Origin of the sequence: Rhizobium brockwellii (genome assembly GCF_000769405.2) — a bacterium.
Classification (GTDB): Bacteria; Pseudomonadota; Alphaproteobacteria; order Rhizobiales; family Rhizobiaceae; genus Rhizobium; species Rhizobium brockwellii.
Genome location: NZ_CP053439.1, coordinates 3,657,744 through 3,671,088 on the forward strand (window position 1 = coordinate 3,657,744; position 13,345 = coordinate 3,671,088).

The window sequence follows — 13,345 nt, forward strand, 5'->3', positions numbered from 1 at the left end:
TCGCACATCGTGCCGTCGTAAAAACGCTTCATGCGTCACCGGCAAGCCGGCATGACCAGGTGCGTCCATGCACCGGTTCAATCGAGGAGCCGCTGTCCACCGCGGCCCCAGTTTTTGCACCCCAAAGCTTTATCCGCCTCCCCCGGGATAGCGGTTACGCGCTTTCGCGGAAATCATCATCAGCCGTATCCGGCCCGCCCATCGACAGGTCGAGGGCAAAGCCCTTCACGCGGGCCTGCTGGCCCGCGACCGTATTGGCCGGCGCCTTGCCGACCGGTTTGCGCGGTGCGGCCGGAGCCCGACCGCGGGCGGTGAGTTTTACAGCCGGCGCGCGCTCGCGGCGCCCGCCTGCCATATCGACCTTGAAGAAGGCGATCGACGTCTGCAGCTCTTCGGCCTGGGAGGCGAGTTCCTCGGAGGTCGCCGACATCTGCTCAGAGGCGCCGGCATTCTGTTGCGTCACCTTGTCGAGTTGCTGGATCGCTTCGTTGATCTGCGAAGCCCCGATATCCTGTTCGCGGCAGGCCGCGCTGATCTCGGAAACCAGTTCCGCCGTCTTGCGGATATCCGGCACGAGCCGGCCGAGCATTTCCCCCGCTTCCTGGGCGGCCGTCACGGTATCGGTCGACATGGCGCTGATTTCGGCAGCCGCCGACTGGCTGCGTTCGGCAAGCTTGCGCACCTCCGAGGCGACCACCGCAAATCCCTTGCCATGTTCCCCTGCACGAGCAGCTTCGACGGCGGCGTTCAAAGCCAGCAGATCGGTCTGGCGGGCGATTTCCTGGACGATGCCGATCTTCTGGGCGATCGTGCGCATGGCGTCGACAGCACGGGAGACGGCTTCACCGCTGACTTCCGCATCCTTGGCCGACTGACGGGCGATCTTTTCGGTCTGGGCGGCGTTATCGGCGTTCTGCTTGATGTTGGCCGCCATCTCTTCCATCGAGGCGGAAGCCTCTTCGGCCGAAGCCGCCTGTTCGGTGGCGCCCTGCGATACCTGCTCGGAGCTTGCCGAAAGTTCCTGGCTGCCGGAAGAGACGTTCTCGGCGGCGGAGATCGCATCAGCAACGACGCCACGCAGCCGTTCGACCATCTGTTCGAGCGCGATGCCCAGCGCATCCTTGTCGGAGAGCGGCTTTGGAGACACCGTCAGGTCGCCGTTTGCGATCTGATCAGCGATGCCGGCGGTGGTCCGCAGGTTGGAGATCATGCTCTGCATCGCGATGCCGAGCGCATCCTTGTCCGAAAGCGGCTTGGCATCGGTGCTGAGGTCACCTATGGCGATCTGATCGGCAAGTGCTGCCGTGGCACGCAGATTGGCAGTCATCGTATTGACCGTATTGATGAGATCCTTGATCTCGTCATTGGTCTTGACATCGACCTTCTGGTTGAGATCGCCGATTGCGACCGCATTTGCGACGGCCGTGATCTTCCTCAAGCCATTGTTGATTCCAAGCGTGATCCAGAGCGCAGCACCGAGCGCGATGAGCACGGCGATGCCGGAAGCAGTGGTGAGGATCAGCTTCGTTGAGGTGTAGAGATTGGTGTTCGATTGGTTGGTCGCCTGCATGCCCTTGCGCTGGATCTCGGTAAGCGCGGAGATCGCATCGCCCATGTCGCCGGTCATCGCCCGGAGGTCGCCGAGTGAAAGCGCCAGCGCGCCGGCCTTGTCGCCCTTGGCGTCAAGCTGCTGCAGCTCGGCGGATTTTTCACGGAATTTCCCGCCGACCGTCCGCAGCTTCTCCCAATGGGGCTTGCCTTCCGGCAAGGCGATCGCAAGGCCGGCATCGACGGCATCGAACATGACCTGCAGGTTCTGGTCGGCTTCCTTGTAGAAGCCGGCAGCCGCGTCAGGATCGGTGGAAAGCAGAGCGTTCTTCTGAGCGCGGATGGCGTTGACTTCGGCAATATTGGCGTTCAGCGCCAGTTCCAGGCGGCGCACAGAGCCATCGATCATCTTGCCGCTCGCCTCGTTCAAGGTGCCGAGGCTCAGGCTTCCATAAACCGCGATGCCGATCAGCAGCAGCGTCATGATGCCGAAGGCGAGACCCAGTTTGAGCTTGATGGTGAATCGCATGTGATACCCCCTATTTGCGGTCAAAACGAATGGATAGAGACACGTCCCGTCAGCGGGACGTCGAGCTTGAAAGTGATGTGTCTGAAAAGGGGGAAAGCGACTACATTCACTTCCCGGCAGCCGGACATCTATCGATCGCAGCGCCAACGCCTACATGCGTTGGGGGATATTCCCCCCTCGGGCCGCCGGAGCAGCCCGAGGGACCAGTTTGAGGCGAAGGCGCTCAAGCGCTTTCCCCGGGAGAGCTTGGCCTCTTCCTGAAGGAGCGCTTATGCGCTTTCCCCAGGGGAGCGCGCCTATGCGCTCTCCCTGAAATCGTCGTCGCTGGCGTCTGGACCACCCATCGACATATCGAGAGCAAAGCCCTTGAGACGCTGCTGCTGAGCCGAAACCGTCTGGCCGCGGCCTTGGCTGTAAGCCTGCGGGCCGGGCTTGCGGCCAGCGGCCGGGGCCTTGAGCACCTTGGTCGAAGCCTTTGGCTGCGCTTTGTGGGCGCCGGACCGTGCGCTGCCTGCCGTATCGACCTTGAAGAAGGCGATTGACGTCTGCAGTTCCTCTGCCTGGGAGGCGAGCTCCTCTGAGGTTGCCGACATCTGCTCGGAGGCGCCGGCATTCTGCTGCGTCACCTTGTCGAGCTGCTGGATCGCTTCATTGATCTGCGAGGCGCCGATATCCTGTTCGCGGCAGGCCGCACTGATCTCGGAGACCAGTTCCGCCGTCTTGCGGATATCGGGCACCAGCCGGCCGAGCATATCGCCGGCATCGGCGGCAGCCTTGACGGTATCGCTCGACATCGAGCTGATTTCGGCAGCCGCCGACTGGCTGCGTTCGGCAAGCTTGCGCACCTCCGAGGCGACCACCGCAAATCCCTTGCCATGTTCCCCTGCACGAGCAGCTTCGACGGCGGCGTTCAAAGCCAGCAGATCGGTCTGGCGGGCGATTTCCTGGACGATGCCGATCTTCTGGGCGATCGTGCGCATGGCGTCGACAGCACGGGAGACGGCTTCACCGCTGACTTCCGCATCCTTGGCCGACTGACGGGCGATCTTTTCGGTCTGGGCGGCGTTATCGGCGTTCTGCTTGATATTGGCGGCCATCTGCTCCATCGAGGCGGAAGCCTCTTCGGCCGAAGCCGCCTGTTCGGTGGCGCCCTGCGATACCTGCTCGGAGCTCGAGGACAGTTCCTGGCTGCCCGAAGAGACGTTGTCGGCGGCCGACAGTGCGTCGGCAACGACGCCACGCAGACGTTCGATCATGCTATTGACATTGCCCAGAAGTTCGCCGATTTCGTCATGGCTGGTGATATCAGCCATCTTCGTCAGATCACCTTCCGACACTTCGCGAACCACAGTGTTGGCCCGGCTGAGGCCTTTGCTGATCGTGCTGGCGATCCAGAAGGCAGTAATGGCCGCAACCAACAGGGCAACGGCAGCCACCGCCATCATCATCGTGCGTGTGGTCGCATACTGCGCGTCGGCGCTATCGTCGGCAGCCTTCATGCGCTGCTTTTCAAGTGCCAGGATTTCGCTAAGCGTCGCGTCGATGTCGTTGGCAGCGGCCCGCGCCGCCGTCACGGAGATGGTATTTGCGCCTTCGGCATTGCCGGCCTTCACATAGTCGCGGATCTGATCGTCAGCCGCATTGAAGGTCTTCGAAAGTTCGGCGATGCGCGCCCAGCGCGCCTTGCCTTCTTCCGTTGCCAGCGCCAGCACCTGACCGAAGGCATCGATGAACTCCTTGCGGGCCTGATTGCCTTTCGTGATCGCACCCGCCATTTCGTCGGCAGTGCGGGCGGTGAGCAGGTTCTTCTGCTGGCGGATAGCCTCGAGCTGGGCAATGTTGATTTGCTGGGCGAGGTCGAGGCGGGCTGCCGGACCGGCGAGGAGATTGCCAATCGTGTCGTTCAGCGATCCAAGGCTGAAGATGCCGTAGGCAGCGGTGCCCATCAGCATGAGAATGATGAAGGTGAACGCGGTCACCAGTTTTGTCTTGATTGTCAATCGCATCGGTCTAACCCCAACTTTAACGCAGCCGACATCAGCTGACGGCTCCCGCCGCATCGTGCCTCGATGAAAAGATCGCCTGCAGATTGGGGAGAATGATGAATTCTCCGCCCCTCTTCACCAGGCAGTTGATGTAATCGGCGCGCCAGCGCATGCCGATGCTCGGCGGCGCCTCGCTCGCGGACTTTGCAAGTGTCGTCACTTCGTTCACCTTGTCGGTTCTGAGGCCGACGAGCGTCTGCTCGCCCTGCAGGTCGATCTCGATGACGATGATGCGGCTGTCGATCGTCGCCTCTGCTGCTTCCATCCCGAAGGCGAGACGCAGATCGGCGAGTGGAATGACCTTGCCGCGGAAGTTGATGACGCTGGCGACGAAGGGCTGGCTGCCCGGCACCGCGGTCTCAGGAAGCAGGTCGAGGATTTCCTGGACGATGACCGCTTCCAGCGCGAAGGTTTCGCCATTGAGATCAAAGGTCAGGACCTCGACTTCCTCGGCATAGCTCCAGTGATTGTCGAATCGTTCGGCTGTTGCTGCTGCTGCACTCATCCTGCTACACGCAATTGCGCCTCCTGTTGCTGACCCGCGGCAACCAGGTGCCCGACGTCGAGAATGAGAGCGACGCTGCCGTCGCCGAGAATGGTGGCGCCCGAGAAGGTCGCGACGTTATTGTGCAATTTCGACATCGACTTGATGACCGTCTGGTGGTCGCCGATGATCTGGTCGACGACGAGGCCGACGCGCTCCGTGCCGGTCGAGATGACGACGACCTTCTGATGCACGTCGGGCTTGGTGCCGGTGCGGAAGAGGTCGCGCAGACGCAGGAACGGCACCAGGCTGTCGCGCAGCGAGATGAAGCTGCGGCCGCGCGAGCGGAGATCTTCCTCGAGCGACAGTTCGAGGCATTCCTCGACCGCCGAGAGCGGGATGACGTAACGGCCGGAGCCGACGCGCACCAGCAGGCCGTCGATGATGGCGAGCGTCAGCGGGATGCGCAGCGACACTTCCGAACCCTGTCCCGGCACGCTGACGATGTCGATTGCGCCGCGGAGCGCTTCGACCGTCTTCTTGACCACGTCCATGCCGACGCCGCGGCCGGACAGATTGGTGATCGCTGCTGCCGTCGAGAAGCCGGGGGCGAAGATCAGCTGCAGCAGCTCGGAGTCCGAAAGCGGCTGGCCGGGCTGAATAAGGCCGGAGGATTCGGCCTTGGCGCGAACCCGCTCACGATTGATGCCGCGGCCGTCATCCTTGATCGAGATGATCACTTCGCCGCCGGCCTGGCGGGCCGAAAGCGTCACCGTGCCGGCTTCGGTCTTGCCGGAGGCAAGGCGGTCGGCGGGCGTTTCGAGGCCGTGATCGATCGAGTTGCGCACCAGATGCACAAGCGGATCGGCCAGACGCTCGATCACGGTTTTGTCGACTTCGGTGCTCTCACCCTCCGTCACCAGTTCGATCACCTTGCCGGTCTCGCGGGCGAGATCGTGAACGAGGCGACGAAAACGGGAGAACAGGGTGGCGACCGGCACCATGCGCAGCACCATCATCGTGTCGCGCAATTCGCCGGAGAGGCGTTCGATTTCTTCCGAGACGGAGCGCAGCGCGATATCGGCGCTGGCACTGGCCAGCTGGCTGAGGCGCGATTGCGCGATGACGAGCTCTCCGACGCGGTCCATCAGCTCATCGAGACGTTCGGCCGGAACGCGGACATTCTCGGCCGCCTTCGCCTGGCTGACGGCGGTGGGCGCCTCGCGCTTGGCCGGAACCGCCTCGACAGGGCGGAATTCCGGGACGGCGGTCGGCGAAGCGGGCGCCGCCGATACCGCGGCGACAGCGGCAGGTGCAGCCTTTTCCTCGACCGGAGCGGCAGTTGCCGCTGCCTGCCCGCCGATCTCCTCGACGCTGAGTTCCATATCGTCGAGCACGAAGATGAAGACGTCATCGATCGCCGAGCGGTCCTGCTCGCTGGTCAGCGTCACGTCCCAGGAAATGTGGAGTTCCGTCGGAGCCAGCGCGTCGAGGGGCGGAATGGCCGAGGTGTTGGCGCGCACGGTGCATTCGCCGAGATCGCGCAGCTCGTCCAGCAGGCCGAGCGGGTTGGTGCCGTTGGCCATCGAATTGGCGGGCAGGCTGAAGCGGATGCGCCAGCTGTTCTTCTTCTTCGCCGCTGCCTCGCGCACGGCTGCGGGTGCGGCAACAGCGGCAGACGCTGCTGCTGGCGCCGCTTCCTTGCCGCCGACGGCAGCTTGCAGCTGAGCCAGAAGCTTATGCCCGGTATCGCCGTGATCGGCGTCCGGCTGGTCGACCAGGGCCCGCATATGGTCCTGGGCGGCGAGAACGGCGGCGACGAGTTCGCTGGTCGCCGCGACCTCGCCCTTGCGGACGCGGTCGAAGGCTGTTTCGCAATGATGGGTGAAGGCGGCGAGCGCCTCGAAACCAAACATCGCGCCGGAGCCCTTGAGCGTGTGGAGCCCGCGGAACACGGCGTCGACGAGATCCCTGTTGTCGAGCTGGTGGGTCAGGTCGAGAAGACCGGCCTCGATCGCTTCGAGGCATTCGGCGGCCTCCGTGCGGAATACGGCGACGGGATCCAGCGTGCTCATCGTCCGAGAACCTTCTTCACGATCTTCACCAGGCTTTCCGGGTCGAACGGCTTGGTCAACCAGCCCGTCGCGCCGGCGGCCTTGGCGCGCGCCTTGAGATCGGCGTCCGATTCCGTCGTCAAGAAGATGATCGGAACGCCGGCCTGCGCCGGCAGCTTGCGCAGTTCCTCGATCATCGTCAGCCCGTCCATGACAGGCATGTTGAGATCGGTCACGATCAGATCGAAGCTGCTGCCCTTGGCTGTCGCGAGGCCCTCTGCCCCGTTGACCGCCTCGGTGACGCTATAGCCGGCATTGGTCAGCGTGACCTTGGTGGTCAGACGAATGCTGGCGGAATCATCGACAGTCAGGATACTTGCACTCATAACGTCACCTCTTTATGCAACCAGAACTTTGCGTCTTCGTGATCGAAGGATTCGATGAAACCTGCGCGCTCAAGTACCTTCAGGACAGAGCCACTGGCCGGCGAAGAAAGCTTGAACGTCTTTCCCTTGGCCTTTGCTTGGCGGCGCGAGGATTCGATGAGTTGAACGAAACTCAGATCCGCTTCCGCGCCTTCGGGAATGCTGATGATGATTGTATCATTGCTATGAAATTCATCGGTAAACTTTGAATATAGTTCGGACACGTTACGAATGCTGAGCACGTCCGGCAAATTTATAGATTCGCAATATTGGTTCTGAGTATCCAATGCAGCCTCCTGGGCCAGAGAAATACTTGATGACCTTAAAAGGACTCTCACGGCAGCGTTAATGCGGAGTAAACAGCGGTTGTAGGAAACTGCCGTATAGCGCATTCCGAGACTCCCAATTATCATCCGGGATAAGTTGTATTTTTTCCTCAAATTTTAGAAATAAATAAAGTAAAAACAGTAAGTTGAATTACACCACACGACAGTGACGCTTTCACCGGCGCGCCATCAACATCTTTCGTTAATCACAACGCTGGCGAGTCCCGTCGCGTTTACCGGACGTTTCCATCCTGCCCGTAAAAATAGAGTCGAATTGCCTGTATTTTAAGAAAAGGTATAAAGGTGGCACACGCTCTGGTATCGTCGAACGCTGTAGCCTACACGTCGGGGCGGGACATCAGCCAGACCCTGGAATCTGCTCGTAGCCAGGTGGAAGAACGTTTCCTCGAAGGCGGCACCGTGCTGCTCTCGGTGATGGATGTCCTCAACCGTCTGTTGAACTCGCTCGAGAGCGTCACCACGACGCTCGACAACAAGGAGGCAAGTGACACCAGCGCCGATCTCCGCGCCACGGTGGAGAGCCTGATGGCGCTGCCCGTCACCGAGGAAAACCGCCAGCAGGCGCTCGTCTCGCTGGCGCATACCGGCAGGGAGTTGCGCAAGCACGTCGCCGACATGCAGGAGACGATGCGTTATCTCAGAACCTTCGCGGTGACCGTGAAGATCACCGGTGCCGGCCTTGCCGAATTCGCCGGCTTCGCCCAGGAGATCCTGGAGCGCATCTATTCCGGCACCGATGAGGTCAACCGTTTCGCCACGCATCTCGACAGTCTTGATAAGGAGGTCAAGCTCGCCGCCTCCTTTGGCGCCAGCGTTTCCAAGGGCTATGCCGATACCGTTCCGGCCGTCGCCGGAGCCCTGCGCGATGATGCCGCCAAGATCGCTGGACATCGCAAGGATCTCGGCGTCATCGCCCGCGAGGTCGGCGCAATTGCCCGCGCCGTTCAGAGCAAGGTCGCCTCGACGCTGTCTGCCCTGCAGATCGGCGATATCACCCGCCAGCGCATCGAGCATGTGCAGGCCACCTTTTCGCTGCTTGAAGACTTCTTTGCCGGCGAGGATGGCGCAAGGCTCGACGCCGGCGCGCGTCAGCGCCTCCAGAACGTCATTCACCATCTGACGGCGTCGCAGATGAGCGACATGTGCGCAAATTTCCAGCGGGATTCCGAGAACGTCGTCAAGACGATCGCAAGTTTCGATCACGACATGCGGGAGATTCTCAAGCTGCGCGATCAGATGAGCGGTCAGAGTGGCGAGGCCGGCGGCAACTTCATGCGCGCGCTGGAATCCAGCGTTTCGGCGGCCCATGAAATCGTCAGGCAGGTCGATACGGCAAGCCGCCAGGCCGACCAGGTGAGCCAGTCGACGATCGGTACCGCGGCCAAACTCTCCGAAGCGATCGGCAACATCCGCGCCGTCAAGACCGACATTCACTATATGGCTTTGAATACCAACCTGCGCTGCAGCCGCCTCGGCGAGGAAGGCAGGTCGATCAACGTCGTCACCGCCGAGCTGCGCATCTTCGCCGGCAAGCTCGACGATTCCGCCGACGCCATCGTCAATGGCCTGCCGGCGCTCGAAGCCGCGGCCGGGCGCGTCGCCCCCGCCACGGATGCCGGAGCCGGCAATCTCGGAGAAAGCCTGACGTCGGCCGTCGGCAACATCCGCTCCGCAGCCAACGTGATGGAAAACGAGCTGAAGGTCCTCGCCGAGAACGGTCGCGAGGTCGCCACCAAGATCAGCCTGCTGATCGGCAAGCTCGATTTCCAGCATAATCTCGGCGAAGTCCTTGCTGGCTGCGCCGATATGCTCGAAAGCGTCGCCGGCACCGATGTCGCCGATATCTCCGATCTCGCTGAGACGATCGCGCCGCTCGACCGCAAGATCTTCAAGCACTATACGATGGTCCAGGAGCGCAGCATTCACCGCGGCATCATTCCGGCGAGCGAGGACAGCACCCCCACTCCCGCCGAGACCGCCAAAGCCGAAAACGACGAGGATCTTTTCGCCGACGCGCTTTTCTAAATTAGAATACGGCCGCTATCGCCGTCGGAACTTGTTGGCGGCATCGATCGCCGCCTTCTGCTGATTGTCCTCGATGCCGAGATAGAAATCCTCGAGCGCCGGATCGGAGAGCCCGGCCCGGCGCGACAGCACGTACCACTTCGCCGCCTCGATCGGATTGGGCGCCGTGCCGATCGCGTTGATATAGAGATGGGCGAGCTTGTTCTGCGCGGCGACATTTCCGCCATTGGCGGCAAGTTTCAGCCATTCGAAGCCCTTGACGTAATCCTTCGGCCCGCCGACGCCGTTGACGAGCCAAATGCCGAGATCGAGCTGGGCCGTGTCGAAGCCGGCGCGCGCCGCGCGTGCCATCCACTCGCGGGCGAGCTTTGTCTTTTCCTCCGGCAGGTCCTTCAGCGTCGCATAGATCTGCGCCACGGCATATTGCGAATCGGCAATGCCCTGCTCGGCCGATTTCTCGTAGAACGGCAGCGCCAGCTTCAGTCCCTTCTCGCCGGGATTGTCGGCGACGAGAAGCTGCGCCCAGTTGAATTCCGCCGAAGGATTACCGGCCTCGGCCGCCTTGCGCATATAGTCGTCGGCCTTGACCTTGTCACGCGGCACGCCCTCGCCTTCCATCAGGATCAGCGCATATTTGAACATCGCCGCCCCGTCGCCGCCTTCGGCCGCCTTGCCGTACCAGAAGGCGGCGTTCTTCACGTCCTTCTTGACGCCGAGGCCCTGCGAGAGGATTTCGCCGATCAGCGTCTGCGCTGCCGGATCGCCGAGCTGGGCGCGCGGCAGCGCCTTGTCCATCGCCGTCAGGTAATAGCCGCGCTGGAAGGCGCCGTAAGCCTCGTCGATCGGCCCGGTGTAATCCTTCTCCGGCGGCAGGTCCGGCAGCTTCGCGCCCATGCGGTCGAACACGCCGACGCCATCGGAGGGCTGCACGCCCGGGCTGGAAGTCCGGTCGGTGCGGAAGGTCGAAGCCGGAGCGGTGCCTGGCTGGCTGATGACGCTGTCCGGCGCCTGCGCCAAGGCGACATTCGGCCCGGCCGCAACGAGGGCTGCCACACTGGCAAAGATATATTTCAAAAGGCGGGCGGGCGGGATCGGCATGAGCGCGATATCAATCCTCAAACCGTGGCGCTTTTTCGTCAAGCAACGCATTGATTTCGGCAACGACAGACGGCGCCCGGGCGGGATCGCCGAAGATCGCCAGCCGCAGCGCCACGAACTCCGCTCCGGTTTCGGCGACGGCGAGCGCCGAGGCCGGATCGGTGCCGCCCATGACGATGCAGGGGATCTCGATCATCGAGGCCCACCATTCGCCGAGCGCCAGGTTCTTCGGGTGCGCCTCCGGCTTGATGTCGCCGTCGAGCTTGCCGAAGAAAATATAGTCCGGCCTGACTTCGCCGATCTCCAGCGCATGGTGTCGGTCGGCCGCGTTGCCGCCGCCGATGATCAGCTTCGGCGCGTGTTTGTCGATCGCTTCCGAAAGCGCCTCGGCATTGCTGGAAAGATGCAGGCCGTCAGCCTTCGCCCGGCCTGCGACACGGCTGTCGCCTGATATCAGCGCGGCGGCGCCAGCGTGCTGGATCAACGGTACCAGCTTTTCGGCATGTTTCTGGAAGGTGCCGTCGTCGAGCCCGTATTGCGGCACGATCACCGAGGCGACATCGCCGCCCTTCAGCGCGTCGGCGACGATCTTTGCCTGTTCATCGGCATCGGCGATATCGGGCACGATGAGCACAAGGCGGCAGCGATTTTCCGGTTCGGTCATCAGGTCTTTCCGTTTCCTGCAAATTCCCCTTCCAAATGAGGGATCCGCACTCGTTTTGTGTGAGTAGTTCCGTTAGACGAGACTGGCAAGAGGAGAGCGTCGAAAGCATGCCGCAGGATTTGTCATTCTACTACGCCGCCGTGCCCGCCGTTCTGCTGGTGGGCCTCGCAAAGGGCGGCATGGGCGACGCTTTGTCGCTGATCGGCCTGCCCTTCCTCGCCCTCGTCGTTTCGCCGGTCGAGGCAGCCGCCATCCTGCTGCCGATCCTGGTCTTCATGGACATGATCTCGCTCGTCATCTGGCGCAAACATGGCGACTGGGCGACGCTGAAAATCATGCTGCCGGGTGCGATCTTCGGTATCGCCCTGGGCTGGGCGACCTCGGCGCTGGTTCCGGGCAACATGCTGCGCATCGTCATCGGCGCGGTGACCATCCTCTTTTGCCTGCGCTATTTCTGGAACAGTTTCGGCCCGGGCGCCAGCAAGGTGATCCCGCCGCGCGGTCAGCGGCCGGTGGCCGCCAGCCTCTGGGGCACATTTTCCGGTTATGGCAGCTTCGTCGCCCATGCCGGCGGTGCGCCCTTCCAGATCTATGCCCTGCCGCTCAAATTGCAGCCACGCGAATATACCGGCACCAGCGTGCGCTTCTTCGCGATCCTCAACGCCATCAAGCTGATCCCCTATTTCGCGCTCGGCCAACTCGACACCCAGAACCTTGCGACCTCCGCGACGCTTCTGCCCTTTGCCCCGCTCGCCACCATCGCCGGCGCCTGGTGTGTGCGCCGCATGAAGCCACAGATCTTCTATCCCTTCATGTATGCGATGGCGCTGATCGCCGCCTTTCTGATCGTACGCGAGGGCCTCGGCTGGTAGAAACCGCTGACGCATGTCGCGCAAAACTGTGCAGCGGTTTTGCGCTAACGACATGCGTAAAAACAAAGACCTAAAGCACGACGAGCGAATCTGAAGGATCGCGACGCGCTTTGGAAATCACGGCACGCTGCAATGCACAATTTCCTTGCTGACGCGGCCGGTTTGACGTAGCGTTCCCGCCATGTCGAACACGGACCCTTTCTCTGCGATTGCCGATCCGAACCGGCGGTTTCTGCTGGAGGAATTGCGTCGCGCGCCACGGACGGTCAATGAGCTCGCCGAAGGCCTGCCGATCAGCCGTCCTGCTGTGTCGCAGCACCTGAAGGCGCTTCTCGACAGCAATCTCGTCTCCGTGACCTCGGAAGGTACAAAACGCATCTACGCGGTCAACAACCGCGGCTTCGACAAGCTCAATTTATGGCTGGATCAGTTCTGGGCCTGATGCATGTTCTCATGCGATCTGTGAATACGCTGTGAATCATAAGACCGCGATGTGAGACGTGGCGGACCCAAAAGCGCCAGCCACGATGCCGGATGCATCGGGCTGGCGCAAATCTGGTGTCAAATCACCGGTTCTTGCTGATTTTTGGTGGAATGGATGGATTTACCTTGTTGCGCAAGATGATCGTCCGGCGACCCTTGGGAAGATTAGTGGACGGATGACTTAAGACGCTGAATCTCGTCCTTGATGCGCAACTTGCGACGCTTGCAATCGGCAAGTGCCGTATCGGAAATAGAGGGAGATGTTCTGAGCGCGTGCAACTCCTCCTCGAGAGCAACGTGCTTTTTCTGGAGTGACTCAAGATGAGCTTGAACAGTCATATGACCCTTCCTTCCTCTTACCCTCCCCGGCCAACATCGTCGGGGATCAAGGTGTCAACGGGCGGGACTGTGACACATTTTTGAAGGCTTGTCGAAGGCCAAAAGATGAAGACTGGATGGCAATTTCATGATCAAGACTAACTAGCCGTTACCTGTATTTGATGATAGGAGCTTGCGGAAATCATCGGCAGATCGGACAAGGTCCAGGGACGATAACGGGGAATGTATATGGCCGATCAGGAACAGGCGGAAATCAGGCTCATAGTGGCGCGGCTGCGCCAGGAGCACGAGGATTTCGACGCCGCGATCAACGCCATGATCCAGACCGGATGCGACGCTCTGCGGATCCAGCGCATGAAAAAGAAGAAGCTCGTCATCAAGGACAGGCTCTCCAGGCTGGAAGATCAGATCATCCCTGACATCATCGCCTGA

Annotated in this window: 13 protein-coding genes; 4 read left to right on the forward strand and 9 right to left on the reverse strand. The window is 61.6% G+C overall.

The annotated features are described in order from the left end of the window. Positions 1 to 154 precede the first annotated feature (154 nt). From RLCC275e_RS18085 to RLCC275e_RS18110, 6 genes are all read right to left on the reverse strand, one after another. Positions 155 to 2,077, reverse strand: coding sequence for a HAMP domain-containing methyl-accepting chemotaxis protein (locus RLCC275e_RS18085; protein ID WP_003552625.1), 1,923 nt, complete (start codon positions 2,075 to 2,077; stop codon positions 155 to 157). Positions 2,078 to 2,373: 296 nt separating this feature from the next. After that, on the reverse strand, positions 2,374 to 4,083 hold the full coding sequence (locus RLCC275e_RS18090) for a methyl-accepting chemotaxis protein (RefSeq protein WP_130712110.1): 1,710 nt from the start codon (positions 4,081 to 4,083) through the stop codon (positions 2,374 to 2,376). Positions 4,084 to 4,114: 31 nt separating this feature from the next. Beyond that, positions 4,115 to 4,627: a chemotaxis protein CheW gene (locus RLCC275e_RS18095; protein ID WP_033179709.1), complete on the reverse strand. Its 513-nt coding sequence runs from the start codon at positions 4,625 to 4,627 to the stop codon at positions 4,115 to 4,117. Further along, entirely contained in the window at positions 4,624 to 6,681 is a 2,058-nt protein-coding gene (locus tag RLCC275e_RS18100) for a chemotaxis protein CheA (RefSeq protein WP_033179708.1), read from the reverse strand. Before RLCC275e_RS18100 ends, RLCC275e_RS18095 begins: the two co-directional genes overlap by 4 nt. Continuing rightward, positions 6,678 to 7,046: a response regulator gene (locus RLCC275e_RS18105; RefSeq protein ID WP_033179707.1), complete on the reverse strand. Its 369-nt coding sequence runs from the start codon at positions 7,044 to 7,046 to the stop codon at positions 6,678 to 6,680. Before RLCC275e_RS18105 ends, RLCC275e_RS18100 begins: the two co-directional genes overlap by 4 nt. Next, complete coding sequence (locus RLCC275e_RS18110; RefSeq protein WP_033179706.1) at positions 7,043 to 7,372, reverse strand: STAS domain-containing protein; 330 nt, start codon at positions 7,370 to 7,372, stop codon at positions 7,043 to 7,045. Before RLCC275e_RS18110 ends, RLCC275e_RS18105 begins: the two co-directional genes overlap by 4 nt. A 342-nt stretch (positions 7,373 to 7,714) precedes the next feature. Between RLCC275e_RS18110 and RLCC275e_RS18115 the strand changes: the two genes are divergently transcribed. Further along, complete coding sequence (locus tag RLCC275e_RS18115) at positions 7,715 to 9,457, forward strand: methyl-accepting chemotaxis protein (protein ID WP_033179705.1); 1,743 nt, start codon at positions 7,715 to 7,717, stop codon at positions 9,455 to 9,457. A 15-nt stretch (positions 9,458 to 9,472) separates the two neighbouring features. Here RLCC275e_RS18115 and RLCC275e_RS18120 read toward each other — a convergent pair whose 3' ends face one another. Continuing rightward, complete coding sequence (locus tag RLCC275e_RS18120; protein ID WP_130707861.1) at positions 9,473 to 10,555, reverse strand: tetratricopeptide repeat protein; 1,083 nt, start codon at positions 10,553 to 10,555, stop codon at positions 9,473 to 9,475. Positions 10,556 to 10,565: 10 nt separating this feature from the next. Continuing rightward, positions 10,566 to 11,219: a thiamine phosphate synthase gene (locus RLCC275e_RS18125; protein ID WP_033179704.1), complete on the reverse strand. Its 654-nt coding sequence runs from the start codon at positions 11,217 to 11,219 to the stop codon at positions 10,566 to 10,568. Between the two features lie 107 nt (positions 11,220 to 11,326). Between RLCC275e_RS18125 and RLCC275e_RS18130 the strand changes: the two genes are divergently transcribed. After that, positions 11,327 to 12,091: a sulfite exporter TauE/SafE family protein gene (locus RLCC275e_RS18130; protein WP_003552644.1), complete on the forward strand. Its 765-nt coding sequence runs from the start codon at positions 11,327 to 11,329 to the stop codon at positions 12,089 to 12,091. A gap of 181 nt (positions 12,092 to 12,272) precedes the next feature. After that, complete coding sequence (locus RLCC275e_RS18135) at positions 12,273 to 12,533, forward strand: ArsR/SmtB family transcription factor (RefSeq protein WP_003552646.1); 261 nt, start codon at positions 12,273 to 12,275, stop codon at positions 12,531 to 12,533. Positions 12,534 to 12,739: 206 nt separating this feature from the next. On the opposite strand, the gene RLCC275e_RS18140 is transcribed toward RLCC275e_RS18135, so the two are convergent. After that, complete coding sequence (locus RLCC275e_RS18140) at positions 12,740 to 12,913, reverse strand: YdcH family protein (RefSeq protein WP_003552648.1); 174 nt, start codon at positions 12,911 to 12,913, stop codon at positions 12,740 to 12,742. Between the two features lie 228 nt (positions 12,914 to 13,141). Here RLCC275e_RS18140 and RLCC275e_RS18145 point away from each other — a divergent pair, with 228 nt between their 5' ends. Continuing rightward, the gene (locus RLCC275e_RS18145) at positions 13,142 to 13,345 is read left to right on the forward strand and encodes a YdcH family protein (RefSeq protein WP_003552650.1); all 204 of its coding nucleotides are present in this window, start codon (positions 13,142 to 13,144) and stop codon (positions 13,343 to 13,345) included.

Coding starts and splice junctions, on each gene's coding strand:
- RLCC275e_RS18085 (WP_003552625.1), bottom strand. CDS start 2,077: ATGCGATTCACCATCAAGCTCAAACTGGGTCTCGCCTTCGGCATCATG.
- RLCC275e_RS18090 (WP_130712110.1), bottom strand. CDS start 4,083: ATGCGATTGACAATCAAGACAAAACTGGTGACCGCGTTCACCTTCATC.
- RLCC275e_RS18095 (WP_033179709.1), bottom strand. CDS start 4,627: ATGAGTGCAGCAGCAGCAACAGCCGAACGATTCGACAATCACTGGAGC.
- RLCC275e_RS18100 (WP_033179708.1), bottom strand. CDS start 6,681: ATGAGCACGCTGGATCCCGTCGCCGTATTCCGCACGGAGGCCGCCGAA.
- RLCC275e_RS18105 (WP_033179707.1), bottom strand. CDS start 7,046: ATGAGTGCAAGTATCCTGACTGTCGATGATTCCGCCAGCATTCGTCTG.
- RLCC275e_RS18120 (WP_130707861.1), bottom strand. CDS start 10,555: ATGCCGATCCCGCCCGCCCGCCTTTTGAAATATATCTTTGCCAGTGTG.
- RLCC275e_RS18125 (WP_033179704.1), bottom strand. CDS start 11,219: ATGACCGAACCGGAAAATCGCTGCCGCCTTGTGCTCATCGTGCCCGAT.
- RLCC275e_RS18130 (WP_003552644.1), top strand. CDS start 11,327: ATGCCGCAGGATTTGTCATTCTACTACGCCGCCGTGCCCGCCGTTCTG.
- RLCC275e_RS18135 (WP_003552646.1), top strand. CDS start 12,273: ATGTCGAACACGGACCCTTTCTCTGCGATTGCCGATCCGAACCGGCGG.
- RLCC275e_RS18140 (WP_003552648.1), bottom strand. CDS start 12,913: ATGACTGTTCAAGCTCATCTTGAGTCACTCCAGAAAAAGCACGTTGCT.
- RLCC275e_RS18145 (WP_003552650.1), top strand. CDS start 13,142: ATGGCCGATCAGGAACAGGCGGAAATCAGGCTCATAGTGGCGCGGCTG.